Annotated in this window: 31 protein-coding genes; 5 read left to right on the top strand and 26 right to left on the bottom strand. The window is 64.0% G+C overall.

From position 1 onward, the window contains the following. Positions 1-40 precede the first annotated feature (40 nt). The 5 genes from O7A61_RS15740 to tesB form a co-directional block, all read right to left on the bottom strand. Positions 41-2,698 (bottom strand): DNA translocase FtsK, encoded by a 2,658-nt coding sequence (locus O7A61_RS15740; protein ID WP_027145516.1) that lies wholly within the window; start codon positions 2,696-2,698, stop codon positions 41-43. Positions 2,699-2,903: 205 nt separating this feature from the next. After that, the gene (locus tag O7A61_RS15735) at positions 2,904-3,182 is read right to left on the bottom strand and encodes a hypothetical protein (RefSeq protein ID WP_337130567.1); all 279 of its coding nucleotides are present in this window, start codon (positions 3,180-3,182) and stop codon (positions 2,904-2,906) included. A gap of 328 nt (positions 3,183-3,510) precedes the next feature. Next, positions 3,511-4,866, bottom strand: coding sequence for an ammonium transporter (locus O7A61_RS15730; RefSeq protein WP_337107604.1), 1,356 nt, complete (start codon positions 4,864-4,866; stop codon positions 3,511-3,513). Positions 4,867-4,897: 31 nt separating this feature from the next. Further along, a complete protein-coding gene (locus O7A61_RS15725) occupies positions 4,898-5,236 on the bottom strand; it encodes a P-II family nitrogen regulator (RefSeq protein WP_027145519.1) in 339 nt (112 codons plus the stop codon). 298 nt (positions 5,237-5,534) lie between these two features. Then, the gene (tesB, locus tag O7A61_RS15720; protein ID WP_337130566.1) at positions 5,535-6,395 is read right to left on the bottom strand and encodes an acyl-CoA thioesterase II; all 861 of its coding nucleotides are present in this window, start codon (positions 6,393-6,395) and stop codon (positions 5,535-5,537) included. 100 nt (positions 6,396-6,495) lie between these two features. Here tesB and O7A61_RS15715 point away from each other — a divergent pair, with 100 nt between their 5' ends. After that, the gene (locus O7A61_RS15715; protein ID WP_337130565.1) at positions 6,496-7,755 is read left to right on the top strand and encodes a ubiquinone biosynthesis hydroxylase; all 1,260 of its coding nucleotides are present in this window, start codon (positions 6,496-6,498) and stop codon (positions 7,753-7,755) included. Positions 7,756-7,769: 14 nt separating this feature from the next. On the opposite strand, the gene O7A61_RS15710 is transcribed toward O7A61_RS15715, so the two are convergent. From O7A61_RS15710 to O7A61_RS15700, 3 genes are all read right to left on the bottom strand, one after another. Beyond that, positions 7,770-8,297, bottom strand: a complete 528-nt coding sequence (locus O7A61_RS15710; RefSeq protein WP_027145522.1) for a hypothetical protein — start codon at positions 8,295-8,297, stop codon at positions 7,770-7,772. Between the two features lie 140 nt (positions 8,298-8,437). Further along, a complete protein-coding gene (locus tag O7A61_RS15705; RefSeq protein ID WP_337107606.1) occupies positions 8,438-8,794 on the bottom strand; it encodes a YciI family protein in 357 nt (118 codons plus the stop codon). Between the two features lie 11 nt (positions 8,795-8,805). Continuing rightward, positions 8,806-9,015 carry a hypothetical protein gene (locus tag O7A61_RS15700; RefSeq protein ID WP_337130564.1) on the bottom strand — a complete coding sequence of 70 codons (210 nt, stop codon included), beginning with the start codon at positions 9,013-9,015 and terminating at the stop codon, positions 8,806-8,808. A 215-nt stretch (positions 9,016-9,230) separates the two neighbouring features. Between O7A61_RS15700 and O7A61_RS15695 the strand changes: the two genes are divergently transcribed. Next, entirely contained in the window at positions 9,231-9,656 is a 426-nt protein-coding gene (locus O7A61_RS15695; protein ID WP_027145525.1) for an OsmC family protein, read from the top strand. 142 nt (positions 9,657-9,798) lie between these two features. Here the strand turns inward: O7A61_RS15695 and O7A61_RS15690 are convergent, their stop codons facing one another. The 7 genes from O7A61_RS15690 to O7A61_RS15660 all read right to left on the bottom strand — a co-directional run bounded on the left by O7A61_RS15690 (position 9,799) and on the right by O7A61_RS15660 (position 15,034). After that, positions 9,799-10,428 (bottom strand): YceH family protein, encoded by a 630-nt coding sequence (locus tag O7A61_RS15690; RefSeq protein WP_337130563.1) that lies wholly within the window; start codon positions 10,426-10,428, stop codon positions 9,799-9,801. Positions 10,429-10,490: 62 nt separating this feature from the next. After that, positions 10,491-11,270, bottom strand: a complete 780-nt coding sequence (locus O7A61_RS15685) for a succinate dehydrogenase iron-sulfur subunit (protein ID WP_027145528.1) — start codon at positions 11,268-11,270, stop codon at positions 10,491-10,493. Next, positions 11,270-11,704 carry a DUF3052 domain-containing protein gene (locus O7A61_RS15680; protein WP_337130562.1) on the bottom strand — a complete coding sequence of 145 codons (435 nt, stop codon included), beginning with the start codon at positions 11,702-11,704 and terminating at the stop codon, positions 11,270-11,272. Before O7A61_RS15680 ends, O7A61_RS15685 begins: the two co-directional genes overlap by 1 nt. Positions 11,705-11,706: 2 nt before the next feature. Then, entirely contained in the window at positions 11,707-13,542 is a 1,836-nt protein-coding gene (sdhA, locus tag O7A61_RS15675) for a succinate dehydrogenase flavoprotein subunit (RefSeq protein ID WP_337130561.1), read from the bottom strand. Positions 13,543-13,546: 4 nt separating this feature from the next. Continuing rightward, positions 13,547-13,942 carry a succinate dehydrogenase, hydrophobic membrane anchor protein gene (sdhD, locus tag O7A61_RS15670; protein ID WP_337130560.1) on the bottom strand — a complete coding sequence of 132 codons (396 nt, stop codon included), beginning with the start codon at positions 13,940-13,942 and terminating at the stop codon, positions 13,547-13,549. Further along, positions 13,942-14,358 (bottom strand): succinate dehydrogenase, cytochrome b556 subunit, encoded by a 417-nt coding sequence (gene sdhC, locus O7A61_RS15665; protein ID WP_337130559.1) that lies wholly within the window; start codon positions 14,356-14,358, stop codon positions 13,942-13,944. Before sdhC ends, sdhD begins: the two co-directional genes overlap by 1 nt. A gap of 256 nt (positions 14,359-14,614) precedes the next feature. Further along, positions 14,615-15,034, bottom strand: a complete 420-nt coding sequence (locus O7A61_RS15660) for a hypothetical protein (RefSeq protein WP_337130558.1) — start codon at positions 15,032-15,034, stop codon at positions 14,615-14,617. Between the two features lie 238 nt (positions 15,035-15,272). Here O7A61_RS15660 and O7A61_RS15655 point away from each other — a divergent pair, with 238 nt between their 5' ends. Beyond that, entirely contained in the window at positions 15,273-15,692 is a 420-nt protein-coding gene (locus O7A61_RS15655; protein ID WP_442921076.1) for a hypothetical protein, read from the top strand. Here the strand turns inward: O7A61_RS15655 and O7A61_RS15650 are convergent. Beyond that, complete coding sequence (locus O7A61_RS15650; protein WP_337130557.1) at positions 15,676-16,893, bottom strand: GGDEF domain-containing protein; 1,218 nt, start codon at positions 16,891-16,893, stop codon at positions 15,676-15,678. The genes O7A61_RS15655 and O7A61_RS15650 overlap by 17 nt on opposite strands. A 75-nt stretch (positions 16,894-16,968) precedes the next feature. Further along, a complete protein-coding gene (locus O7A61_RS15645; RefSeq protein ID WP_337130556.1) occupies positions 16,969-18,165 on the bottom strand; it encodes a GGDEF domain-containing protein in 1,197 nt (398 codons plus the stop codon). Between the two features lie 149 nt (positions 18,166-18,314). Between O7A61_RS15645 and O7A61_RS15640 the strand changes: the two genes are divergently transcribed. Then, on the top strand, positions 18,315-18,632 hold the full coding sequence (locus O7A61_RS15640; protein WP_337130555.1) for a hypothetical protein: 318 nt from the start codon (positions 18,315-18,317) through the stop codon (positions 18,630-18,632). Positions 18,633-18,670: 38 nt separating this feature from the next. On the opposite strand, the gene leuC is transcribed toward O7A61_RS15640, so the two are convergent. From leuC to rplS, 8 genes are all read right to left on the bottom strand, one after another. After that, on the bottom strand, positions 18,671-20,080 hold the full coding sequence (gene leuC, locus O7A61_RS15635; RefSeq protein WP_027145538.1) for a 3-isopropylmalate dehydratase large subunit: 1,410 nt from the start codon (positions 20,078-20,080) through the stop codon (positions 18,671-18,673). Between the two features lie 69 nt (positions 20,081-20,149). Further along, positions 20,150-20,302, bottom strand: a complete 153-nt coding sequence (locus O7A61_RS15630) for a hypothetical protein (protein WP_198028824.1) — start codon at positions 20,300-20,302, stop codon at positions 20,150-20,152. 20 nt (positions 20,303-20,322) lie between these two features. Further along, the gene (locus O7A61_RS15625; protein ID WP_337130554.1) at positions 20,323-20,958 is read right to left on the bottom strand and encodes a class I SAM-dependent DNA methyltransferase; all 636 of its coding nucleotides are present in this window, start codon (positions 20,956-20,958) and stop codon (positions 20,323-20,325) included. 52 nt (positions 20,959-21,010) lie between these two features. Then, positions 21,011-21,820: an amino acid ABC transporter permease gene (locus O7A61_RS15620; RefSeq protein WP_337130553.1), complete on the bottom strand. Its 810-nt coding sequence runs from the start codon at positions 21,818-21,820 to the stop codon at positions 21,011-21,013. Positions 21,821-21,907: 87 nt separating this feature from the next. Next, positions 21,908-22,705 (bottom strand): transporter substrate-binding domain-containing protein, encoded by a 798-nt coding sequence (locus O7A61_RS15615; protein WP_337130552.1) that lies wholly within the window; start codon positions 22,703-22,705, stop codon positions 21,908-21,910. Between the two features lie 196 nt (positions 22,706-22,901). Next, entirely contained in the window at positions 22,902-23,444 is a 543-nt protein-coding gene (locus tag O7A61_RS15610; RefSeq protein ID WP_337130551.1) for a MarR family winged helix-turn-helix transcriptional regulator, read from the bottom strand. A gap of 7 nt (positions 23,445-23,451) precedes the next feature. Then, positions 23,452-23,847 carry an organic hydroperoxide resistance protein gene (locus tag O7A61_RS15605; RefSeq protein ID WP_337130550.1) on the bottom strand — a complete coding sequence of 132 codons (396 nt, stop codon included), beginning with the start codon at positions 23,845-23,847 and terminating at the stop codon, positions 23,452-23,454. Positions 23,848-24,001: 154 nt separating this feature from the next. After that, on the bottom strand, positions 24,002-24,547 hold the full coding sequence (gene rplS / locus O7A61_RS15600) for a 50S ribosomal protein L19 (RefSeq protein WP_337130549.1): 546 nt from the start codon (positions 24,545-24,547) through the stop codon (positions 24,002-24,004). A gap of 342 nt (positions 24,548-24,889) precedes the next feature. Between rplS and O7A61_RS15595 the strand changes: the two genes are divergently transcribed. Beyond that, positions 24,890-25,642, top strand: a complete 753-nt coding sequence (locus tag O7A61_RS15595; RefSeq protein WP_337130548.1) for a sulfite exporter TauE/SafE family protein — start codon at positions 24,890-24,892, stop codon at positions 25,640-25,642. Here the strand turns inward: O7A61_RS15595 and trmD are convergent. Continuing rightward, positions 25,624-26,004 (bottom strand): tRNA (guanine(37)-N(1))-methyltransferase (trmD, locus tag O7A61_RS15590; RefSeq protein ID WP_442921075.1); only part of this gene is annotated, 381 nt, incomplete at its 5' end. The genes O7A61_RS15595 and trmD overlap by 19 nt on opposite strands.

Genomic DNA, 26,004 nt, shown 5'->3' with positions numbered 1-26,004 from the left:
ACGCGCCAGAAGGTTCGAAGTTGCCGCGAACTCTCCACTGTCAGAATTTGTCGTCCTCGGTCGGCACCAGGATTTCGCGTTTTCCGGCATGGTTGGCCGGACCGACAATGCCTTCCTTTTCCATCTTCTCGATGATCGAGGCGGCACGATTGTAGCCGATGCCCAGACGCCGCTGGATGTAGCTGGTCGAGGCCTTGCCGTCGCGCAGCACCACCGACACCGCCTGATCGTAGGGATCATCGGAATCCTCGAAATTGCCACCGCCTCCGCCGCCGGAACCGCCCTTGCCGGACGGCTCGTCGTCGTCCTCGCCGTCATCTTCGGTGATGGCGTCGAGATATTCCGGCACGCCCTGCAGCTTCAGGTGCCCGACGATCTTCTCGACCTCGTCATCGGAGACGAACGGCCCGTGCACGCGCTGGATGCGGCCGCCGCCGGCCATGTAGAGCATGTCGCCCATGCCGAGCAGCTGCTCGGCGCCCTGCTCTCCCAAAATGGTGCGGCTGTCGATCTTCGACGTCACCTGGAAGGAGATGCGGGTCGGGAAATTGGCCTTGATGGTGCCGGTGATGACGTCGACCGAGGGACGTTGCGTCGCCATGATGACATGGATGCCGGCGGCGCGCGCCATCTGCGCCAGGCGTTGGACGGCGCCTTCGATGTCCTTGCCGGCGACCATCATCAGGTCGGCCATTTCGTCGATGATGACGACGATGTAAGGCATCGGCTCGAGATCGAGATTCTCGGTCTCGTAGATCGCCTCGCCGGTCTGGCGGTCGAATCCGGTCTGCACGGTGCGCGAGATCTTTTCGCCCTTCTTCTCGGCCTGCTGCACGCGCGCGTTGAAACCATCGATGTTGCGCACGCCGACCTTGGACATCTTTCGGTAGCGGTCCTCCATCTCGCGCACGGTCCATTTCAGCGCCACCACCGCCTTCTTCGGGTCGGTCACGACCGGCGTCAAAAGATGCGGAATGCCGTCATAGACGGAGAGTTCGAGCATCTTCGGATCAATCATGATCAGCCGGCATTCCTGCGGGGTGAGCCGGTAGAGCAGCGACAGGATCATGGTATTGATGGCGACCGACTTGCCGGAGCCGGTGGTGCCGGCGACCAGCACGTGCGGCATCTTGGCGATGTCGACGATGACCGCCTCGCCATTGATGGTCTTGCCCAGCGCCAGCGCCAGCTTGGCCTTGGTCGTCTCGAAGTCGCGGCTGGCCATGATCTCCCTGAGATAAACGGTCTCGCGCTTGGCGTTTGGCAGTTCGATGCCGATGGCATTGCGGCCCGGTACGACGGCGACACGGCAGGCAATCGCGCTCATCGAGCGGGCGATGTCGTCGGAGAGGCCGATGACGCGCGACGACTTGATGCCCGGCGCCGGTTCAAGCTCGTAGAGGGTGACCACCGGACCCGGGCGAACGGCAATGATTTCGCCCTTGACGCCGAAATCCTCCAGCACGCCTTCGAGCAGGCGCGCGTTCTGTTCCAGCGCGTCCTTGGAAAGACTTGGGTCGCGCGCGACATTCTTCGGTTCGGACAGGAAATGCAGCGACGGCATTTCGAACGTGTCCGAGCCGATCAGCGAGGTCTGCGCCTCGCGCTGGACGCGGGCTCCCGGCACGGGTCGCGCCGCCGGCGCCTCGACCCGGGTGGCGGCATCGGAACGGAACTGCTGGACCTTGGCCGTTGGGGCACGCCGCTGGGCGACGGGCTCGTCGTCGAAATCCATGTCCTCGTCGTCGCGGCCGAAGACATCGTCGTCGGCCGGGTCGACGGAAACACCGCGGTCGTTGACCATGGCGGCGAAGAATTCCGGCTCGACCCGGGCGCGGCCGTCTTGGCTCATGCGGGATTCGGCGAACTCGGCCGACTCGACCCGTTCGGCGGCACGGCGCCAGGCGCTGGCGCGTGGCTCCATCTCCGGTTCGAAGTCGTCGCGCTCCTGCCTGCGGCGCACAGCGCGACGATGCATCCAAGCGCGGAACGAAAGCCACCAATGGGTGATCGCGCCGAGCGCCAGTATGCCTTCGTCCCCCTCGTCCTCGTCATTGTCGAACAGAAGCTCGTCCTCGCGCGGGTCCGCGGCGGCCGGTTCTTCCATCACGGCGAAGCCGTTCTTGCGCCCGATCAGCGCCGCGCCATAGGCGAACAGCCAGAGCGCGGGTGCCGCCAGCAATATGGCGAACACGCTGGCGATCAGCCCGGTCGGATAGCCGCCGATGAGGACACCGGGAATTTTGAGCACCATGTCGCCGAAGACGCCGCCGAGGCCGGTGGGCAGCGGCCAGGTCTTGGGCGGAACGATGCAGCCCGCGATCGCGGCTGCGAGCAGCGCAAAACCGAACCAGAACAGCCCGCGCTTGGGCAGCCTGTCGACGCCGCGCGCCGAAAACAGGAGATAGCCCCAGATGACGGCCGGAACCAGTGCAGCGACCGCCGCAAGGCCGAAGAACTGCATGGCGAGGTCGGAGAAGACGGCGCCGGCATAACCCATGGCGTTGGTGACGATGTTGGCGGTGGCGTGCGAGAAGCTCGGGTCGGCGACGTTCCAGGTCGCGAGGCTTGCGACGGCGAAGGCGGTGAACGCGAACAGGCCGGCGCCGACCAGACGGCCGACCTGGCGCCGCGCGAATGCCTGGATGCCGTGCCCCGTATCGGTCAGCGCGAGCGGTGCTGAAGCCCCTGAACGCATGCTCTTCCCCGTCAGTGATTGCCTGGCCCGAGCGCAGACGCACTCCGCCGGATTCGGATGCCAGACTAGGCGTGGGAAGGTTAAGGGCGCATTAACTATAAGGCTGCGGCGACCGTCCTTTTGACATCGATACCTCCAGTGTCCGCACCACATGAAAATGGCGGGCGCCCTGGCCCGCCATCCATTCGTCGGGTCGGGCCGCGTGTTACTTGTTGGCGCCGCCGAGCATCTTCACATTGGCGCAGAACTCGGCGTGCGGCTTGCTCATCGCCGCATCCTGGCATTCCTTCATCATGGCGTCCTGCTTCTCCTTCGGCATGGCCATGAAAGCTGTCTTGAATTCCGCCATCGGCTTCATGGTTTTCATACTGGAATCGGTGAAGAACGGCGCCATGTTGTCCGGCTCGTCCAGTGCGCCGGCAAATGCAAAGCCGCTGACCATGGAAAGCGCGAGTGCCCCGAGGCAGATATTCTTGAGGTTCATGAGAAAATTCCTTCCCTGTGTTTCAAAACGCGAGCGTCAGAACGACGGTCGCCTCCACAGTTCGGAAACAGGCTGGTCGATGTTTCCTCGAAAATCTGCTTCACGCGAACGTGATTGCGCGAAGTTGATCTGCACCGGAAGGAACTGCCAAAAAAAAGAGGCCCGGAGCGATCCGGGCCTCAAGGCGTGAGCTCCTTGCGGGAGCGTCACGACGGGATACTTTTCAAACAATTCCAGGAAAAGTCCTTTCGCGGTTTTCCGTCCGGAATTGCGTGGAGATAAGGGACCGGCGGGAGGAGGTTTCCGCCGGTCCCTTGGCAAGGATGCCTTACGGCACCACTTCGCCATGCTGGGAGATGTCGAGGCCTTCGACCTCTTCCTGGGTCGACGGACGCAGGCCGACCAGCGCCTTAACGACGTAGAGAATGACGAAGGTGGCGACCGCCGTCCAAATAATGGTGACGGCGACACCGTAGATCTGCTTGCCGAGCGAAGCGCCCGACGAGAGGCTGTTTATCGCCGGGTCGGCAAGCACGCCGGTCAGCAGGGCGCCGACCACGCCGCCGACGCCATGCACGCCGAAGGCATCGAGCGAGTCGTCATAGCCGAACATGTGCTTCACCTTGACCGCCGAGAGGTAGCAGACGACGCCAGCCACGATACCGACGATGAAGGCGCCGGTCGGGTTGACGAAACCGGAAGCCGGCGTCACCGCGACGAGGCCGGCGACGGCGCCCGAGATGATGCCGAGTACGGAAGGCTTCTTGGCGATGATCCATTCGGCGAACATCCAGGCCAATGCCGCGGCGGCGGTGGCAACCTGGGTGTTGAGCATGGCGGCACCGGCAAGGCCGTCGGCCGCCAGTTCCGAACCGGCGTTGAAGCCGAACCAGCCGACCCACAGCAGCGATGCGCCGATGACCGAATAGACCAGGTTGTGCGGCGCCATGTTGGTGGTGCCATAGCCTTCGCGCTTGCCGAGCACCAGCGCGCAGACGAGGCCCGCGACACCGGCATTGATGTGGACGACCGTGCCGCCGGCGAAGTCGAGAACGCCAGCCGTACCGAGGAAGCCGCCGCCCCAGACCCAATGCGCGATCGGCACGTAGACGACCAGCAGCCACAGCGCCATGAAGATCAGCAGTGCCGAGAACTTGAAGCGCTCGGCGAAGGCGCCGGCAATCAGCGCCGGCGTGATGATGGCGAAGGTCATCTGGAACATCGAGAAGACGAATTCAGGGATGTTGGCCACACCCGGCAGCCACAGGCTGGCCGTGGTGATGCCGTGGTGGAAGAATTTCGAAGTGCCGCCGAGATAGGCATTCATGCCGCCGCCGTCGGAAAAGGCCAGCGAATAGCCGAACATGAACCACAGCACCGTCACCAGGCAGGTGATGGCGAAGCTCTGCATGATGGTGGCGAGTACGTTCTTCTTGCGCACCATGCCGCCGTAAAACAGCGCCAGGCCCGGGATGGTCATCATCAGCACCAGCGCCGTCGAGGTCAGCATCCAGGCGGTGTTGCCGGTATCGAGCACCGGGGCCGGAGTGGCGGCCGGCGCGGCAGCCGCGGCAGCGGGTGCGGCTTCCTGCGCGAAGGCGGCGACGCTGCCCAACGCTGCAAGAGCGAGCGAGCCCAGCAGGGCCGCCCTTCCCGTCGTCTTCAAGGTGGAAGGAATATTCATTGAACTCTCCATTGGAATACGTGTTCGCCGCTCAGAGCGCGTCGGTGTCTGTTTCGCCGGTACGGATGCGCACCGCCTGGTCGATGCCGAAGACGAAGATCTTGCCGTCGCCGATCTGGCCGGTCTTGGCCGCGGCGGTGATGGCTTCGACGGCCTTGTCGACCATGTCTGCCGGGACCGCGACTTCGATCTTGATCTTCGGCAGGAAGGAGACCGCGTATTCCGCCCCGCGATAGATTTCAGTATGTCCCTTCTGACGCCCGTAGCCTTTGACTTCGGTGACGGTCAGGCCCTGGATGCCGACGGCGGTAAGCGCTTCGCGTACCTCGTCCAGCTTGAACGGCTTGATGATTGCCATCACGATTTTCATAAGGTTTCACCCTTTGCTGTTGCGGTCCCCCGCGTTTGCACACCTTCACCGATCCCAAAGAGCCGGAGAGTGCTCCCAAGGATTCAAGCTCCGTGCCAACTGCCGAAGCAGGGTATTAACCCACTGTAAACAAAGGGATTGGAGCGGCCGGGGCCGGCAGGTGCCTGCGTGTGCGGCGCACCATCTGATTAAAAAATAGGCATTTTTGCGAAATTGCCTACTTTGCCGGCTTTGGGCATGACTACAAACTGCGGAACCGGCTTTCGGAAAGAATCTTGCTCAACAAGACTCGCGATGCTCAACGCTTGAGCCGGATCAAGCCTTCCTGGGCCATCGAAGTGATCAGCGTGCCGTCACGGGCATAGAGTGTGCCGCGGCTGAAACCGCGAGATCCAGAGCTGGAGGGGCTGTCCTGTGCATAGAGCAGCCAGCCGTCGAGCGAATGCGGCCGGTGGAACCACATCGAATGATCGAGGCTGGCGGCCTGGATGTCGGGATCGAACAGGCCGCGCCCGTGCGCGAAGGTCGAAGTGTCGAGCAGCGTCATGTCGGAGAGATAGGCGAGCAGCACCGACTGAAGCGCGCGGTCGTCGGGAACCGGGCCGGCAAGGCGGATCCAGACATTCTGCCGGGGCGGCAGCTTGTCGCGGCTTTCATAGTGCTGGAGATTGACGGGCCGCAGTTCCAGCGGCCGCTCGCGCGCCCAGAAGCGGCGCACCGCCTCCGGCACCCGGTCGGCGGTTTCGAGCAGCTCGCGCTGCGTCTTCAGACCTTCCGGCGGCGGCACGTCGTCGGGCAGCGCGAACTGGTGCTCGAGCCCCTTCTCGTCGACCTGGAACGAAGCCTCCAGCGAAAAGATCGCCTGTCCGTGCTGGATCGCCAGCACGCGCCGCGTGGTGAAGGAGCCGCCGTCGCGGATGCGGTCGACCTCGTAGATGATCGGCACCTTGATGTCGCCCGGCCGCATGAAATAGCCATGCAGCGAATGTACGAAACGGTCCGGCTCGACCGTTCGCTGCGCTGCCACCAGCGCCTGCGCGATCGTCTGGCCGCCGAACACGCGCTGCCATTCCACCTGGGGGCTGCGACCACGATACAGATTGTGTTCCAGCCTCTCGAGGTCGAGAATGCGCAGAAGCTCGTCGATCGCCGCCGTCATGTTTTGTGACCTCGCCGCAAAATTGCTATGGCGGTTTCCGACAGGAAGAACGAGCCGTCAAGGGCGCAGGGCCCCGGTCGGCGCGCAAGGAGCCAGGACAATGGAACGCAAGGCGGACGCAAGGACCAGATCCGGGCTCGATGTCCTCGTCGCCGGTGCCGGCTATGTCGGCCTGGCCGCCGCCGTCTCGCTGAAGCAGGCCCGACCGGGCCTTGCCGTGGCGCTGGTCGATGCCGCGCCCGCCGGTTCCTGGCAAAGGGATGGCCGCGCCTCGGCCATCGCCGCGGCCGCCTGCCGCATGCTCGACCAGCTCGGCGTCTGGGCCGAGATCGCGCCGCGGGCGCAGGCGATCACCGAGATGATCATCACCGATTCACGCAGCGCCGATCCGGTGCGCCCGGTCTTCCTGACCTTCGGCGGCGAGGTGGCGCCGGGCGAACCCTTCGCCCACATGGTCGCCAACAGGGCGTTGAACGGCGCCTTGCGGGTCAAAGCCGAAAGGCTCGGTATCGACATCATCGAAGGCGTCGCGGTGCAAGGTTTTGAGACCAACGGCGGCGGCATCACAGTGCATCTTGCCGACGGCGCCACATTGACGGCGCGGCTGCTGGTTGCCGCCGACGGTGTCAATTCGAAACTGCGCGACATGGCTGGCATCAAGACGGTCAAGTGGGAATACGGCCAGTCCGGCATCGTCTGCACCGTGGCGCATGAACGCCCACACAATGGCCGCGCCGAAGAACATTTCCTTCCCGCCGGCCCCTTCGCCACGCTGCCGCTGAGACCCGACGAGGATGGCACCAACCGTTCGTCGATCGTCTGGGTCGAACGGGCGGAAGACGCGAAAACACTCGTGGAAGGCGACGATCTCGTCTTCGAACATGAACTCGAACAGCGCTTCGGCCTCAAGCTTGGGGAAATCCGCGTCGCCGACAAGCCGCGCGCCTGGCCGCTCGGCCTGACTATCGCGCGCGCCTTCGCCGCGCCGCGCATCGCGCTTGCCGGCGATGCCGCCCACGGCATCCATCCGATCGCCGGACAGGGCCTCAATCTCGGCTTCAAGGATGTGGCCGCATTTGCCGAGGTGATCGTCGAAGCCGACCGGCTCGGCCAGGACATCGGCGCGCTCGACGTGCTGGAACGCTACCAGCAATGGCGCCGCTTCGACACGGTGCAGATGGGCATCACGACCGATGTGCTGAACCGCCTGTTTTCCAACGACATCACCCCGCTGCGCACCGTTCGCGACATCGGCCTCGGCCTCGTCGAACGCATGCCACGGCTGAAGGAGTTCTTCATCCGCCAGGCGTCGGGGCTTTCGGCCGGCACGCCGCGGCTATTGAAAGGCGAGGCGATCTGATCGCCTGTCGCGGGCTAGTTGACCTCGAAGCCGAGCTTCTGGCGCAAGCGCAATATCCTCTGGTCGGATATCTGCAGGCGCTGCTCGCCGCCCTGGGCGACGCGGTTCACCATCTGCAGCAGATCGTTTCGTTCCGCGACGTCGAGACGCTCGCGCAGGAACGGCGCCAGCTTGTCGATGACGACAGTGGCATCGTCGATCTGCGACGCCGCCCACTTGGCATAGATCACCGCCTCATCCGTCTTCTTCTTGTTGGCGATCTCGGAAATCACCGACCGGATGACAGCCTCGCGCTGCGGCAGGATAGGACCGTTCTCGGAGACGATGGATGCAATCAGCGTCGCGGCGGCCACCACCGGATCGTCGATCGCCGTCAGCGGCGAGAGTGCGGCCTGCTTGCGCAGCTTCTTGCGCCTGATGTTGCCTTGCACGCGCCCGACGACGTCGGCGACCTCGCGCGCGGCGTCGTTCATGGCCTTCATCCGGTACCACCAAAGCGCCGCCGCTCCGAGCACGCCAAGGACAGCAATCAGGAACGGCATGTCCAAATCCCCCAAAGTCTTGGGCGACGATAGGAGAACTCGTGGCTCGCTTCAACACGCAAGAGCTGAGCCCGGCAAAACAGGACGTTCGCTCAATCGAACGCCCTCGGGTTCCAGGTGACCGCAACGCATGACAGGGGTTATGACCCCGGCACGTTGTAGATCGCGCGCACCTCGACGGTGCCGATTTCGGCCAGCGGAATCTCGCCAGCGATGTCCAGCGCCTCGTCGAGATCCTTCGCTTCGATCATGACGAACCCGAGCAACTGCTCCTTGGTTTCCGCGAACGGGCCGTCGGTGACAAGTCTCTTGCCCTTGCGTCTGCGGACGGTTTTCGAGGTTTTCACCGATTGCAGCGCCTGCGCGATAATCAGCATACCGCGTTGGTCCAATGACCGGTCATGGGCCATCGAATCGGCGTCGAGCTTGGCCAACCGCTCTGTCGTCATGGCATGGAGATCTTTCTCTTCGCCGTAGACCAGGCAAACGTACTGCATCTCCATCTCCTTTATCGTGACGAACCATAGGATGAGGCGATCAAGTTGTCAGCCGGGCCTTTGTCCGCCGCATGATCGAGGAAGCACACCCCGACCCCGATGATGGCGACCGCCACAAGCAGCCGGCCAAAGCCGGACGCCGGCTGCCGCAACCAGTCGATTTCTGGTTCACCTGCCTGGCGGCCGGTGCTTGTCCAGTGAGCAGAAAATAGATTGTTCATGTGAACCTCCATCCGCCACGAAATCCGTGGCCGCCCGCAGGACGGCCGAGGCAGATGGAAGTCGACATTTTTGCACGCACATTTTTTTCAGAAATAAAATGCGAACACCTCAGCCGGCACCTCGTCGAAAGAGCGCAGTGGCCTTCGCGTCTGCCCGCGCTATAGTTGACCGGACGCTGATCGACAGGCTTACCCAATCAACCTAGGAGGACTCCATGGACCGCACCGCAAACGCCGTCTGGAAGGGCAATCTGAAAGAGGGCAAGGGCACGCTCGACACCCAGAGCGGAACCCTGAAAGGCACGCCCTATTCGTTCAAGGCGCGCTTCGAGGACGAAAGCGGCAAATCCGGCACCAATCCGGAAGAACTGATCGCCGCCGCGCACGCCGGCTGCTACGCCATGCAGCTCTCGCATTTCCTGGCCGAGAACGGCACGCCAGCGGCCGAACTCGACGCCAAGGCCGTGGTGACGCTGGTTCCAGGCACAGGCATCACTGGCAGCGCGATCACGCTGGTCGGCAAGGTACCCGGCATCGATGCCGCGAAATTCAAGGAATTGGCCGAGAAGGCCAAGGCCGAATGCCCGGTTTCCCAGGCGCTCGGCGCGATCAAGGTTTCGCTCGACGCCAGGCTTGGCTGATGAGGTCTGGAATGACAAACGCCGGCCCCAGGGCCGGCGATATTGGCGAAATCGTTCGCGGCATCCAATCTCCCCCCTCGTGGGGGAGATGTCCGGCAGGACAGAGGGGGCGCTGTCCTGCCGACGTTTCGGATTGGCGGCCTCAACCGCCCAGCGCGTCAAGCCGGGCACGAAGGGCTGCGACTTCCTGCTCCAGCGCCTCCACCCTCGCTTCCAGGTCGGAGGCGGGGATAGTCGGCGCACTCCGGTGCGCCGACAGGGCGGCAACATCCACCGGGCCAGCGAGGAGATGCACGTAGCGGTCCTCGCGCTGGCCCGGCCCGCGCGGGATTTCCTGGATCAACGGTGGCCGGCGGCCGATGAGCATGTCGAGTTCACCGCGCAGGTCCTCGATCGACGCAAACCGCGCCATGCGCTCAGCGCGCGCCAGCAGCTCATGCGCCGTCTGCGGTCCGCGTAGCAGGAGCAGGCCGAGCAACGCGGTCTGCGGCGTGGTCAGCGAGAAGCGCTGCGCCATCTGATGTTCATAACGCTCCACGCGCGAGCCGAACATCTGCCGCACAAGCCCCTTCTGCTCAAGCAGCTTCAGGGCCCGGTGCACCTCTGTCTGCTCCAGCGCCATGACAGGTTCGCGCGCGGTCTTCTGGTTGGCTGCGGCAAGTGCCGCGTTGAGCGTCAGCGGATAGACGTCCGGCGTCAGCTCCTTCTTCTCGATCAGGCAGCCAAGCACGCGCGCTTCGACGGGAGAGAGAATGGGAAGGTCATCGCTCATTGAGATCGCTATCCTTTCGAAAGCCGGAGGGACAACGCGAAGGATCGCGGCCTACCGCCGGACTAAACCCTTCTCTCCACCATCATCTTCTTGATCTCGGCGATCGCCTTCGCGGGATTCAGCCCCTTCGGACAGGTCTGCGCGCAGTTCATGATGGTGTGGCAGCGATAGAGCCGGAACGGGTCTTCGAGATTGTCGAGCCGTTCGCCCTTGGCCTCGTCACGGCTGTCGATCAGCCAGCGATAGGCCTGCAGCAGCGTCGCCGGGCCGAGATAACGGTCGCCGTTCCACCAGTAGCTCGGGCACGAGGTGGAGCAGCATGCGCACAGGATGCACTCGTAAAGCCCGTCGAGCTTCTCGCGGTCCTCATGGCTCTGCAGCCATTCCTTGGCCGGCGTTGGCGACACCGTCTTCAGCCATGGCTCGATCGAGGCGTGCTGGGCGTAGAAATTGGTAAGATCGGGCACCAGGTCCTTGATCACGGGCATATGCGGCAGCGGATAGACCTTGATCGCACCTGAAACGTCGTCGCAGCCCTTGGTGCAGGCGAGCGTGTTCGAGCCGTCGATGTTCATGGCGCAGGAGCCGCAAATGCCCTCGCGGCAGGAGCGGCGCAAGGTCAGCGTCGGGTCGATCTTGTTTTTGATCCACAGCAGCGCATCGAGCACCATCGGCCCGCAATCGTCCATATCGACGAAATAGGTGTCCATACGCGGGTTCTCGTCATCGTCCGGCGACCAGCGATAGATGCGATATTCGCGCAGATTGGTGGCACCCTCCGGCTTGGGCCAGGTCTTGCCCTGCTGGATCTTCGAGTTCTTCGGGAGGGTGAGTTCGACCATTACCTCAGGTCCTTTCGGATGACGAGCTTCAGCCCGGACCAGATTTCATTCACGGCGGCGACCTTGACGTCGACAAGGTCGAGCTTGAGCGCTTCAGCGCGGACAACGCCTTCGGTGACATCGGTGTCCACTTTCGACGCCTTCTTCGGCCAGGAGACCCAGATCATGCCGTCGCGTTTGATCGCCGCTTCGACATCGCCGAGGCGATCCTCGATCTCGGCGCGCTGCCGGGTGAAGGCGTGGACGGCGTCGTATTTCAGGGTTGCGCCCGAAATGCCGGACCATTCGGCCAGCCGGTCGACCTCGGTAAAATCAACGGCCTCAGTGAGGCTCTCGAGTTCGCTTGGCAGCGCGATAAAGGCGGCAATCATGCCGTCCTTCAGGCCGAGCTTGGCCGGAAGGGGCGTGCCGGAATATCCCGCCGCCGTCGCCATCGTCAGTACACCCTGGCCTTCGGCGCGATCTTGGCGAGACTGATGCCGCCGTCTTTCTCCGCCACCAGTGGCTCGGTGTGCACCGGCCGGTAGGTCAGCGTCACCGCACCGTCCTCGCCGAGATGGGCGAGCGTGTGCTTGCGCCAGTTGGCGTCGTCGCGGGCGGAAAAATCTTCCCGCGCGTGCGCGCCGCGGCTCTCCTTGCGCGCCTCGGCGCCATGGACGGTGGTGATGGCGTTGGCCATCAGGTTTTCCAGCTCAAGCGTCTCGACCAGGTCCGAATTCCAGATCATCGAGCGGTCGAACACCTTTATGTCCTTGAGCTCGGTCCAGATTTGCGAAATACGCTTGCAGCCGTTTTCGAGCGATTCCTGCGTACGGAACACGGCCGCGTCCTCTTGCATCGCCTTCTGCATCTTTTCGCGCAGAACCGCCGTCGGCGTCGAACCGTTGGCATGGCGCAGCCGGTCGAAGCGGTCCATGATCTTGTCGACCGAAGCCTGGTTGGGCGACGGGATCGCCGCCTTGCGGTCGATGACCTGGCCGGCGCGGATCGCCGCGGCGCGGCCGAACACCACCAGATCGATCAGCGAGTTCGAGCCCAGCCGATTGGCGCCGTGCACGGAAGCGCAGCCTGCCTCGCCGACCGCCATCAGGCCGGGCGAGACCCGGTCGGGGTTTTCGGCGGTCGGGTTGAGCACCTCGCCCCAGTAATTGGTCGGCACGCCACCCATATTGTAGTGCACCGTCGGCAGCACCGGGATCGGCTCCTTGGTCAGGTCGACGCCGGCGAAGATTTTTGCCGACTCCGAAATGCCCGGAAGCCGTTCGTGCAAAACCGCCGGATCGAGATGATCGAGGTGCAGGAAGATGTGGTCCTTGTTCTTGCCGACACCGCGGCCTTCGCGGATTTCCAGCGTCATGCAGCGCGAGACGACGTCGCGCGAGGCGAGGTCCTTGGCCGACGGTGCGTAGCGCTCCATGAAGCGCTCGCCCTCGGAGTTGACGAGGTAGCCGCCCTCGCCGCGCGCACCCTCGGTGATCAGGCAGCCGGCGCCGTAAATGCCGGTCGGATGGAACTGCACGAACTCCATGTCCTGCAGGGGAAGCCCGGCCCGTGCGGCCATGCCGCCGCCGTCCCCGGTGCAGGTGTGCGCCGAGGTGGCGGAGAAATAAGCGCGCCCATAACCGCCGGTCGCCAGCACCACCATCTTGGCCGAGAAGCGGTGGATGGTGCCGTCATCGAGATTCCACGCCACGACGCCGGTGCAGGTGCCGTCCGGCTCCATGATCAGGTCGAGCGCGAAATACTCGATGAAGAACTGCGCGTTGTTCTTCAGCGACTGGCCGTAGAGCGTATGCAGGATGGCGTGGCCGGTGCGGTCCGCCGCGGCGCAGGTGCGCTGCACGGGCGGGCCGTCGCCATAGTTCATCATGTGGCCGCCGAACGGGCGCTGGTAGATCTTGCCTTCTTCGGTGCGCGAGAAGGGCACGCCGTAATGTTCGAGCTCGTAGACCGCGGCCGGCGCCTCGCGCACCATGTATTCCATGGCATCGACATCGCCCAGCCAGTCCGACCCCTTGACGGTGTCGTACATGTGCCACTGCCAGGAATCCGGACCCATATTGGAGAGCGAGGCGGCGATGCCGCCTTGCGCGGCGACCGTATGCGAGCGCGTCGGGAACACTTTGGTGATGCAGGCGGTGCGCAGGCCCTGCTCGGCCATGCCGAGCGTGGCGCGCAGGCCCGCGCCCCCGGCGCCGACGATGACCACGTCGAACTTGTGGTCGACAAAGGTATAGCCTGCCGCGTTGGCTGATTTCGTGTCCTGGGCCAAGACTTCAGCCTCCGAATGCCAGTTTCAGCAGGGCGAAGAGCGAAGCGACGCCGACCGCTATGGTGAAGAATGTGTTGAGGGCGATCAGCGCCAGCTTCATGCCTTCGTCATGCACATAGTCCTCGATGATCACCTGCATGCCGATCCGCATATGATAGAGCGGCGAGATGAGCACCAGGGCCATCACCAGCGCCACGAACGGGTTGGCGAGCGCTGCCCGCACCTGCGCATAACCGGCACCGTTGAGCGCGATCAGGAACCCGGTGAAAAACAGGATCAGCGGGATGTTGGCGATCGCCGTCAGCCGCTGGCGCCAGAAATGCCCGGTGCCTTCGCGGGCCGAGCCCAGGCCGCGCACCTTGGCCAGCGGGGTGCGCATGTCGGTGTTTTTCGCACTCATCACAAAGCTCCCCGCGCCATGGTACCGGCGATCCAGATCAAGAGTGTGAGCAGGACCGAGCCGGCAAGCGTCGCCCAGGCGATCTTCGAGGCCGTGTGTTTTTCAAGTCCGGCGCCGGTATCCCAGATCAGATGGCGGACACCGCCCAGCATGTGATGCATGAGAGCCCAGGTGTAGCCGAACAGGATGAGCCGGCCGAGCCACGTGCCGAACGCCCAGTTCACCCAATCGAAAGCACCCTGCGAACTTGCCGCCGCCATCAGCCAGACGGCGACCAGCAGCGTGCCGAAATAGAGCGCCCCCCCGGTGATGCGATGGATGATCGACATCGTCATGGTGATCGGCGGCCGGTAGACCGTCAGGTGCGGCGAAAGCGGCCTTTCGCGTCTGGCTTGGGTGGCTGGTGATTTGCTCATGGCTGCCCCAGTTCGGCGTCTCCCGCCTCAGGTGGAAATGCGGCATTGCCGCTTCCGGTTGCGACTTCGGACAGCCGGTTTCTAATGCTCTTTTTGCACCGCGTCAAAGCCAGAAAACCGTTTCGAAAACGTAATTTAGTCTGACTAAAAGGCCGGATGCGGCTTCAATCGATTAGCGGCTGAACACCCAAAGCCGGCTCGATATCGTTGCAGTGCAGCATGTCTGGCCCGAGGCGCTGCCGTGCCGGGATTTGCATCAGCGGGTGCAGGTCTGCGGCGTCGACCCCCTCTTCATCACCAGCGCCTCGCGCCCGTCGATCACGATTGCGTCATGCGTCACCGCCTGGTAGCGGCTGCTCTGGTTTGCCGGCGATGCCGCGAACTCCTCGGTGGCGCCTTCCTGCCCGACCACGCGCAGCGACGTGCCGAGATTTTGGATGGTGATCATGCCGCCATTGCCGCACCTATAGGTGGCCATGCCCGTGGTGAGGCGTGGCGCGGTGAGGTCCGTGGTGATCTTGGTCGCAGGTGGCGCGGGCAGTTGCTGGGCGGCAGGCGGCACCACGGGTGTAACCGTGCCCGCGGCCTTGGGCGCGCCGTCTTCCGGCACACAGGCACCGGCCGCGAGAAGCAGCGGAATAATGAACGACACCCGAACCGTTCGGCCAAACATCATGTGCTGCCCCCTCATGCCCCGGGGCACGCTAGCCACGCGACGCGGCAAGATCAAGTTCGCCCGACCGGCCATGTCGACCGGTTGGGGACATCGGCGACGAACTGCAAAAATTAACCATGTTCATTAAGAAACGGCCATCGAGCCGCTACTCCCCTTAACAAAGGTTAAGAAAGAGTTAATTTCCGATTCGGATCAGATCGGGGCGCGATCTCTCTCGCGCCGACAAAGGGAGAGCGACATGCATTCCAACTCAGTGCAGGCCAAATCAGTGCGGGCCAACTCAGTGCGGGCCAAACTGGTCCGGACCAAACTAGTCCGAACGGGCCTCGCGGTCACGCTGGCCGCACTTGCCGTTGCGGTCGCCGCGCCGGCCGAGGCCGGCTTGCGCCATCACGACCGCGTCTACGCCGATTCGTTCGGCAATCTCGTCATCGACAGCGCCGCCGGCTACAAGCGCATCATCGTCGGCGAAGGCAAGCTGGCCAAACAACTGTCCGACTACACCAGCGCCGGCCAGCCCAAGGTGATCTACCAGAATGAATCCGACGACATATCGGGCGACGGCGACTGCTATCGCCCGCCGGTGTTCGTCAAGGGCCGCTCCTATATGTACGGCCTTTCCGACGGCGAGATGCCGGAGCTCAGCCCCTGCCGCTGATACGGGCTTGGCCGATTCTTACCACGGCCAGCCCATCGGCTGGCCCGGTGGAGACACGCACGCAGTCGCGCCCGGCATTCTTTGCCAGGTAGAGCGCTTCATCCGCACGCCGCATCAGGTCTGAGAAACCCTCGCCCATGTGAAGCTCGGCAATGCCGAAGCTCGACGTGCAGCGCGTGTCGGGCGGCAACCCGTTGACGGGCGAAGCGCCGAATGCGTGGCGGATGCCTTCCGCGAACAGCCGGGCGGCTGCAAGGTTGGCTCCTGTCAGGATAACAGCGAACTCCTCGCCACCGATGCGGCCAACCACGTGATGACCCTCGGCCGCCTCTCGCAGCAGGCCAGCGAAGGTCTCAATCACCCGATCGCCGGAGGCATGGCCGAAACTGTCATTGACGCTCTTGAAATGATCGAGATCGGCAATGACCATTGCCACGGGCGCGCCCAGGCGCGTGGCGTCGTGCACGGCCAGCTCCGCGTGACGCGTGAAACCGCCACGGTTGAGCAGGCCCGACAGCGTGTCCACCTCCGACTTCGACGTCACTTCGGCAAGCACATCGCGAACGAGGATGGCCAGCATCAGCAGCGCCAGCGCCAAGGCAAAGACAGTGCCCAGCGACTGCGACACCAGCGCGTAACTGCTTTGCAGATAGGTCTGCGGATTGGCGCCCCAGCCGCCGAGCGCATGCGCGATGAACGGCTTTGAGGCAAACTGCAGGCCGCTGGCGGCAAGCAACGCCATCAAGATCAGATCGAGCCGACCGCGGCCTTGCCTCGACTGCCAGACGATGCCGAGGCCGGTGAACTGCATGGCTGCGTAGGGAAGCTGGTAGGCCATCATGCGGGTGAGCGACTGGCGCGGCAGATCCTGCACGAAATAGACCGCGATGGTGGTGACGGCCAGAAAGAACAGCATCGGCGTCCATGGCGGCGCCACGCCATATTTGCGGGCAAGTCCGCCATTGAAGGCAATGGTGGCGCCAAGGAAAACGGCAAAGGCGGTAACCACCGGAAGCCGCGCGTCGCTGAAGACGGGAATGCTGAATTCGATCGCCGAATAGGCCATGCCCAGGACATAACCTGACGCCAGCCAGCGCGCCGGCGCGCGGCCGGCATCGTGGAACGAGACAGCCATGAAGGATGCCGCCAGCAGGCCGGCGACCGCCAGGTTGATCAACAGGATGAAGTTGGCGCCGCTCATGGATCCTCAAACCCCTGCCGACAGCTAAACATCGACGGGCGAAAAAGACGTTAACGCCGAGCGCGGATGCGGCGGTCAGCTGGCCCTGAGCGGCTCCGGCACGAACACCGTCTCCGGCCGCTCGTAGGAGACGCGCACGCCGTCGCGGCCATTTTTCTTGGCCTTGTAAAGCGCCTCGTCGGCCCGGCGCAACAAGGGCTCCAGCGTCTCGTCGCCGCTGCGGGCCGCGACGCCGAAGCTGGCGGTGACCTTCGTGCCGGCGGGAAGCCCGTCGACGCCGCCGGCCGAATAGAGTGTGCGCACCGCCTCGGCGAACAGCCGGGCGGCGGCGAGATCGGTCAGCGGCAGGAGCACGGCGAATTCCTCGCCGCCGATGCGCCCCGCTGCACCTCGTGCTCCCGTGGCCGAGCGCAGCTTGGCGGCGAAGTCCGCAATCGCGCGGTCACCGGCGGCATGCCCGTGCACGTCGTTGAGGGCCTTGAAATGGTCGAGGTCGGCCAGCACCAGCGCCACCGGGAATTTGGCCATGGCGCAATGCTGCAGCAGCATGGCGGCGCGCTCCTCGAAACCTCGGCGGTTGAGCAACCCCGAAAGCGGGTCGGTATGGGTTTCCGTCTTCAGCGCCTTCATCACGTCGAGCGCGGCCGCGGTGAAGAGGCAAAGCGCGATCAGCAGCGACAGCAGTGCGTGCGACAACAGCGCCGTCGTCCAGTAGGACGAGCCGTAGAAGCCGTCATAGCTGGCGAAGGGCCCGTGCGCGATGACCACCACCAGGGTGCGCACGAAGAAATTGACACTGGACAGCAGCGACAGCACGAACAGGATCTTTTCTGTCGGGCCATTGTTGCGCACCGGGCGCAATTCGGCGGCGACGAGCAGGCTGAGGCCGCCGAAACCGAAATTCATCGCCAGGATGCGCCAGGTGAGATCCGGGGTGACGAAGAGAAACCACGCGAACGCCGCAAGGCCGCCGCCCGCCAGCACGGCGATTCCCACACCGGGCACCTTCCTGCCGTAGCGGGCGATGATGGCGCCGGACAGGCAGCAGGCGGCGATGGTGAAGCAGATGTTCGACACCAGCTTGGTCAGCACCACGCCGATCGGCAAGGTGAAATACTGGAACAGGAAGCCGGGCGCCGAGACGCAGTAGCTGAGCGCCAGCACCGCCAGATAGGGGCGATGGCGCTGATAGAACCACAGCACGAGAAACGCCGCGCCGAGCGCCAGCGCGATCGTCGGATTGAGCAACGCTATGAACAGGCCAGTGTCCAAAGGACCGTGACTTCCCTTCGCTTGACGTCACGGAAGACCTTAGGGGACAAGCCCAAACAAGCCGTTAAGCCAGGCTGTTGGCGCGGTATGTCGGCGGGGAACCCGGTGCGGTCGGCAGCGTTCCTCAATTCACAATCCAGGAGCAGGCCATGGCCGACACGATCACATTGACCGACCACGATGCAATCCGTTCATGGGCTGCCGGGCGTGCCGGCTTTCCGGCAATCGTCGACATATCGCCGGAGGCTGGGACGCAGCCCATGCTGAGGCTGGTCTTCGGCCAGAACGCCTATCAGGACCAGGACCAGCCGGAACGGCCCATCAATGCCGGCGGCTATGAGCTTGTCGAATGGGACGAGTGGTTCAAGCTCTTCGAAGAACAGCAGCTGGCGCTCGTGGTCGCGGCGGACGAACCTGGTCGCCGGGAGGAATTCCACGAGCTCATACGGCGTGACGGCAAGGCCTGACCCGGGCCGCGCAAGGCTCGGGTCAATGCCGAGCCTGCTTATTTCCAGTCGCGGATGTCGACGAAGTGGCCGGCGATCGCCGCCGCCGCCGCCATAGCCGGCGACACCAGATGGGTGCGGCCCTTGAAGCCCTGCCGGCCCTCGAAATTGCGGTTCGAGGTCGAGGCGCAGCGTTCATGCGGCTTCAGCCGGTCGTCGTTCATGGCCAGGCACATCGAGCAGCCCGGCTCGCGCCAGTCGAAACCGGCGGCAAGGAAGATCTTGTCCAGACCCTCGGCTTCCGCCTGCTCCTTCACCAGGCCGGAGCCCGGCACGATCATGGCATCGACATGCGGGCTGACCGTCTTGCCTTCGACCACCTTGGCGACGGCGCGCAGATCCTCGATGCGGCCATTGGTGCAGGAGCCGATGAAGACGCGGTCGAGCGTGATGTCGGTGATCTTCGTCCCCGGCGTCAGGCCCATATAGTCGAGCGCGCGCAGCTTGGAGGTGCGCTTGTTCTCGTCGGTGATGTCTTCCGGGTTAGGCACGATGCCCTGCACGGAGACGACGTCCTCGGGCGAAGAGCCCCAGGAGACGATCGGCGGCAGTTTCGCCGCGTCGAGCACGATCACCTTGTCGAAATGCGCGCCTTCGTCGGTCCGCAGCGTCTTCCAGTATTCGAGCGCCGCGTCCCAGGCAGCGCCCTTGGGCGCGCGCGGCTTGTCCTTGACATAGGCGAAGGTGGTCTCGTCCGCCGCGATCAGGCCGGCGCGCGCGCCGCCTTCGATCGACATGTTGCAGATCGTCATGCGGCCTTCCATCGACAGCGCACGGATCGCCTCGCCGGCATATTCGATGACATAGCCGGTGCCGCCGGCGGTGCCGATCTCGCCGATGATGGCGAGGATGATGTCCTTGGCCGTGACACCTTCCGGCAGCACGCCATCGACGCGGACCAGCATGTTCTTGGCCTTGCGCTGGATCAGCGTTTGCGTCGCCAGCACATGCTCGACTTCCGACGTGCCGATGCCGTGCGCCAGCGCGCCGAAAGCACCATGGGTGGAGGTATGGCTGTCGCCGCAGACGATGGTCATGCCCGGCAGCGTAAAGCCCTGCTCAGGTCCGATAATGTGGACGATGCCCTGGCGGATATCGTTCTCGGAATAATACTCGACACCGAAATCCCTGGCGTTCTTGGCCAGCGCCTCGACCTGGATGCGGCTTTCCTCGTTCTTGATGCCGAACTTGCGCTCGGGCGAGGTCGAGACATTGTGATCGACAACGGCCAGCGTCTTTTCCGGGTGACGGACTTTTCTGCCGCTCATGCGCAGCCCTTCGAAGGCCTGCGGGCTGGTCACTTCATGGACGAGGTGGCGGTCGATATAGAGCAGGCAGGTGCCGTCGTCCTGGCGGTCGACGACATGGTCGTCAAAAATCTTGTCGTAGAGGGTGCGCGGTGCGCTCATGTGCGTAAATCCGTCGATATGAGAATGGGAAAGAACTGATGCCGCAAGCCCGCGGCCGGCCGTCAGGGATCAGCGAAGTCGGCTGGTCAGGGCGCCGGACACGCGCGCGGAGAAGCGCGACGGCAGGCGTTTTCTGTCCTGCAGCACGAATCCCTTGTAGGCCGGATCGCCAAAAAGCTCTTCCATCGCCGGGTAGATAGCAATGTTTTGGGTTTTCGGCAATTGCGGCGTGTCGCCAGCGCTCAGATCACCTCGAACACAAAGGTCTTCACCAGCGCGTCCGGCTCGGCGATCGCATAGCAGCGAAACCACGGGCTTGCCTCAACCGTCCGCCACTTTCCTCCCTGCTCCAATCCATCGAACACGGCCTGGAACCCGCCGCTCTCGAAAACCTGGTCGCGCACGGTGAAGATGGCGTGGCCGCCCTTCTTCGTGATGCGCACCAGCTCGTGCAGGCCAGACGCCGGCGCGTGGCTGATGGTGAACACACCGGTGGAGAAGAAGGCGCGGAAATACCCGTCCGGCCACGGCAGCGGGCCGCCAAGCATTGCCTGGCTCAGCTCGCTGTAGGCATTGCGGCTGCCGGCGATCTTGAGCATGTCGTCCGAGAGATCCAGCCCGGCAATGTCGGTGTAACCGAGCGCTTTCAAGGAAGGTCCCGACAGGCCGGTGCCGCAGCCGGCGTCGAGCAGCGGCCCCTCGCCCGCCGGCACGTGGCGCGCCACCCAGGCGGTGATCAGGAACGGCAGGAGATAACCGAGCGAGGCGGTCTCGCTGTCATAGGTTGCCGCCCATGCGGCATAGGCTTGCGCCAGCGTTTCGGGCGTATCGGCCGTGTAGACCGAATCCAGCGCCGCATTGGCCTTGTCGATGTTCATGGGCACGCTCCTCCGGTAAGCACCCGAGCCTAACGCTGTCCTGGCCGAAAAACTATTCCTCGTGCTGGCGGCGCAAACGCCGCTCCAACGCCCTGAGCGACAGCGACAGGCCGACGGTGAGGATGAGATAGATATAGGCTGTTATCGAATAGGTCTCGAAGAAGCGGAATGAGCCGGCGGCGTAGACCTTGCCCATCTGCGTGATGTCGGCGACGCCGAGCACCGAGACCAGCGAGGAATCCTTGACCAGGGCGACGAAATCATTGCCGAGCGGCGGCAGGATGGTGCGGATCGCTTGCGGGAACACGACCAGCCGGAAGCGCTGCGCGCGGCTCAGCCCCAAGGCCTTCGCCGCCTCGATCTGGCCTTTCTCGACCGACTGGATGCCGGCCCGGAAAACCTCGGAGATGAAGGCCGAATAGCCGATGGTCAGCGCCATGATGGCGCGCCACAGCAACGACACGTCGCGCACCAGCAGCTCGCCGAGAATGCCGGCGCTCTGCAACGGCGCGGTCAGCGCGTTCCAGGCCGCGACGAACGCCGGCGCGCCGGCAAACGCGATCCAGAACAGCAGCACCAGGATCGGCACGCCACGGATGATCTCGACATAGAAGCGCGCGATCTGCCGCAGCGAGGTCGAGCCCGACAGGCCCATGAGCGCAATGCCGAGGCCGATGATCGACGCCATGGCGAAAGCGACCATGGTGACGAAGACGGTGATGCCGATGCCCTTGGCGACAGTGGCGAAGACCTGCGCGTAGAGATCGCTGGCCGCGATGGCGAGGGCAGCCGCCAACGCAAGGACGCCGGCAACGGCGAGCCACCAGGGAAAGTCGGGTTTGGAGATGGAGGGGGCTGCCATCAGGCGGTGTAAGAACTGAGAGAGGGACGCGGGGGCAGCCTCAGCGCAACTCCCTGCCCCTCAGACGACTCCTTCAACAAGATTGGCTCACTGCCCCATCTTGTAATCAAGGAACCATTTCTTGTTGAGCGCATCGAGCGTTCCATCCGCCTTGAGCGCCGCGATCGCCGCGTTGACCGGCTTCACCAGGTCCGAGCCCTTGGGGAAGATGAAGCCGAAATCCTCGGTGCCGAGCGGGCCGCCGATCAGCTTCAGCTTGCCCTCCGAAGCATCGACATAGCCCTTGCCCGCGGTGCCGTCGGTCAGCACGACATCGACATCACCGGATTTCAGCGCCTGCACCGTGGCGCCAAATGTTTCGAACAGTTTGATGCGCGGATTCTGCTCATTGCCGTCCAGCACGCTGTAGACGGCGGTATAGAATGGCGTGGTGCCCGCCTGCGCGCCGATCAGCCCGTCCTTGGAGGCGCCGAAGGTCTTGGCGTCGGTGAAGCGGCTTTCATCGCCGCGCACCAGCATGAACTGTTCCGAGCGCATATAGGGGTCGGAGAAATCCACCTTCTGCTTGCGGTCGTCCTTGATGGTGATCCCGGTCATGCCGATGTTGTACTGGTTATCCGAAACCGCCTGGATCATCGCGTCCCAGGAGGTGTTCTGGTACTCGACCTTGAAATTGAGCCGCTTGGCGATCTCGTTCATCGCGTCATATTCCCAGCCGATCTGTTTGCCGGTCTTGGCATCGATGAATTGCAGCGGCGGATAGGCATTCTCCGTCACCACCACCACCTTTTTGCCGCCGAGATCGGGCAGCGCCTGCGCGAAGGCGGCAACGGGCGCCAGGACGAGAGCGAGCAGGCCGGCCAGCAGCAATTTTGATTTGGTCATGACAACACTCCCCGGAAATTGAAAGCGCCCGGATATCGACCGGGCTTGCAGGAAAATCCGGCGCCGACTTTAGCTTTCCGCAAGCGCCATGCAAGACGGTCCGCTGCGTCGGGATAGCCGAAAACGGATTTGGATGCCTTCAATCCGGAGATTCCGGAACGATCCGTGCCACGGCAATGGACGGCTGCGTTGACGGCTAGGATTTTCCCGTGTCGGGGGCCGACGCTTCCGCGTCCGTCGACCGGTCGGGGGCCACAGCGCTGCGCAGACCCGCGACAAGATGGGTGAGTGTGCCGTGCAGGGCCTTCGCTTCACCTGGTCCGAGCGGGACGCTGCAGGCAAGTGCGGCCGAGACATCCTTCATACGAGCGCGCAGGGCCTGGCCCTTGGCCGTCGGCTCGACCAGCACCCGGCGCTCGTCGGCGGCATCGCGCCGGCGGGTGACCAGGCCGCCCGCCTCCATTCGCTTGAGCAGCGGCGTCAGCGTCGCTGAATCCAGGCCCAGCGCTTCGCCAAGGTCGCCCACCGTGCTCGGCGCGCGTTCCCACAGCGCCAGCATCGCCAGATATTGCGGATAGGTCAGGCCGAGCGGATCGAGCAACGGCCGGTAAAGCTTGGTCATCAGCCCGCTCGCCGAATAGAGCGCAAAGCAGAGCTGCTGATCGAGCCGTGGCACCGGGATCGCCCCGGCGGCCTCCGCCGGGGCCTCGCTGTCTTTCGTTTCGACCTTTGTCGTCATGCCGCCTTTACCGAAAGCGCCACCTGCCCCTGATGGCGTTCGAATAGGGGCAAACCTGATGCGCCGCCGATACAAGCGCTTCTGCCGCCGCCTGATCAAGGCCTTTTGTCTCCACTGCCAACGCGACGCCGAGCCTGAAGCCCTCGCCGTTGGGAAGCAGGCTGACGGTCGAGGTTACCGCGGCATCCTCGAGCGGCAGTTTCTGCTTGCGCGCGACGAAGCGGACGGCGCTTTCGAAGCAGGCGGCATAGCCGATGGCGAAAAGCTGTTCGGGATTGGTGGCGCCGCCCGGCCCGCCGAGCTCCTTGGGCATCGACAGGTCGACCTTGAGCAGGCCGTCGCTGGTCTCGCCATGGCCGGCGCGACCGCCGGTCACGTGGGCCTGTGTGGTGTAGAGTGCCATGTCGTCGTCTCCAATCATATTGTACACGATTCTTTAGTACACCATGTAATTGGAGGTCAACCACCGTTCCGCATTCCCGGAACTGAAGGCGTTCACAGTCTGGTGAAACGAAAAAAGGCGGCCGAAGCCGCCTTTTCAAATCCTTCGTCGAACCTTATTCGGCGGGGGTCGCCTCAGTGGCCTTGGCTGCTTCGGCCTCGGCGGCCGCCTTCTTCTCGGCGGCTTCCTTGGCAGCCGTCTCGGCGGCCAAGGCCTGGGCAGCGGCGACCTTCTCGGCCTCGATGCGGGCCTTCTCGGCGTTCAGCGCGTCGCGCTCCTCATCGTTGAGCTTGCGGGCGCGCACGCCGGTGTTTTCCGAGATACGAGCCGACTTGCCGCGACGATCGCGCAGGTAATAGAGCTTGGCGCGGCGCACCTTGCCGCGGCGCACGATCTCGACGCCTTCGACCATCGGCGAGTAGACTGGGAACACGCGCTCGACGCCTTCGCCGTAGGAGATCTTGCGGACGGTGAAATTTTCCTGGAAGCCGGAACCGGCGCGGGCGATGACGACGCCCTCATAGGCCTGGACGCGGGTGCGGGTGCCTTCGGTCACGCGGACCTGGACGCGCACGGTGTCGCCGGGCTGGAATTCGGGAAGCTTGCGCTTGGCTTCGATCTTGGCGGCCTGTTCGGCCTCGAGCTGACGGATGAGATCCATCTAGAAATCCACTTCTTGTTCTTCCGACAGTCAGAGCGCCCTACGCTCGCCTTGCAGTTCCATTCGACCGCTCGGCTATGTCCTTTGTCTCCAAGACATTTGTCTTCAAAACATCGGGCAGGGGCGACTACACCGTCATTGTTGACGGGTCCGGCAGATTGTTCTTGCCGGTACGGGCGGGCACATACAGCTATTTCGGCGCTTTGTCACGCCTTGCCCACGCATTTTTTACCGGCATGGCTCCCCGGCATGGCACCATCTTAATCCTGCCGTGCCGGGTTGCGCAGGTCCGGCAAGCTCCCTAAGGCAGAAATAGTACACATCTCCTTACGGCGGCCCTCCATGTCTGTCTTCGACGCCATCCTGCTCTTCCTGGCGGGCTTTTTGTCAGGCGCCGCCAACGCGGTCGCCGGCGGCGGCACCTTCATCACCTTCGGCGCCATGACATTGGTCGGCGTGCCGCCGATCCTCGCCAACGCCACCTCCTCGGTGACGCAATTTCCCGGCTACATCACCTCGACGCTCGCCTACTGGGACGACATCAGGCACTTCTGGCGCGGCGCGCTGCTGCTCTGCCTGATCTCGGCCGGCGGCGCGCTGGCCGGCGCGCTGATCCTGCTGGCGCTCGACAATCCATCCTTTCGCGCCCTGGTGCCGTGGCTGCTTTTGGGCGCGACGGCGCTGTTTGCCGCCGGACCCTGGCTGAAGCCGGCGCCGAAACCTGGACATGAAGCGGCCGTGGGTTCTCTCGCCGGTTCGCTGGCGCAATTCGTCACCGCCATCTATGGCGGCTTCTTCGGCGCCGGCATGGGCGTGATGATGCTGGCCACCCTCGGCCTGACCCAAGCCGGCGATTACCACCGGCTGAATGCCTTGAAGAACATGCTCGCGGTGGTCATCGCCGCTGTCGCCATCGTCGTCTTCGTCTCGGGCGGCGTCGTCGCCTGGCCGCAGGCGATCATCATGATCCCGGCCGGCGCGCTGGGCGGCTATGCCGGCGTCTGGATCGCCAAGCGCGTGCCGCAGAAAATGGTGCGCGGCTTCGTGGTCGCCGTCGGCCTGTTTCTCGCCTTCTACTATTTCACCAAAGGCTGAGCGCCCAGAAGATCGGGCCGCCTCTCCTTCGTCAGCCGCTCTGACTGCTCACGCCGCCAGGCGGCGATCTTCTTGTGATTACCCGAGATCAGCACTTCGGGAATCTCCCTGCCCTCGAATTCCTGCGGCCGCGTGTAATGCGGATGTTCGAGCAGGCCGTTCTCGAAACTCTCTTCCTCACCGGACACGGCATTGCCCATCACGCCGGGCAACAGCCGCACCACGGCGTCGAGCAGCACGAGTGCCGCCGGCTCGCCGCCCGACAGGATGAAATCGCCGATCGAGACTTCCTCCAGGCCGCGCGCGTCGATCACCCGCTGGTCGACACCTTCGAAGCGGCCACACAGGATGACGGCGCCCGG

Source organism: Mesorhizobium sp. Cs1321R2N1 (assembly GCF_037179725.1).
Lineage (GTDB): Bacteria > Pseudomonadota > Alphaproteobacteria > Rhizobiales > Rhizobiaceae > Mesorhizobium > Mesorhizobium salmacidum.
This window is presented reverse-complemented; position numbering and strand designations above follow the sequence as displayed.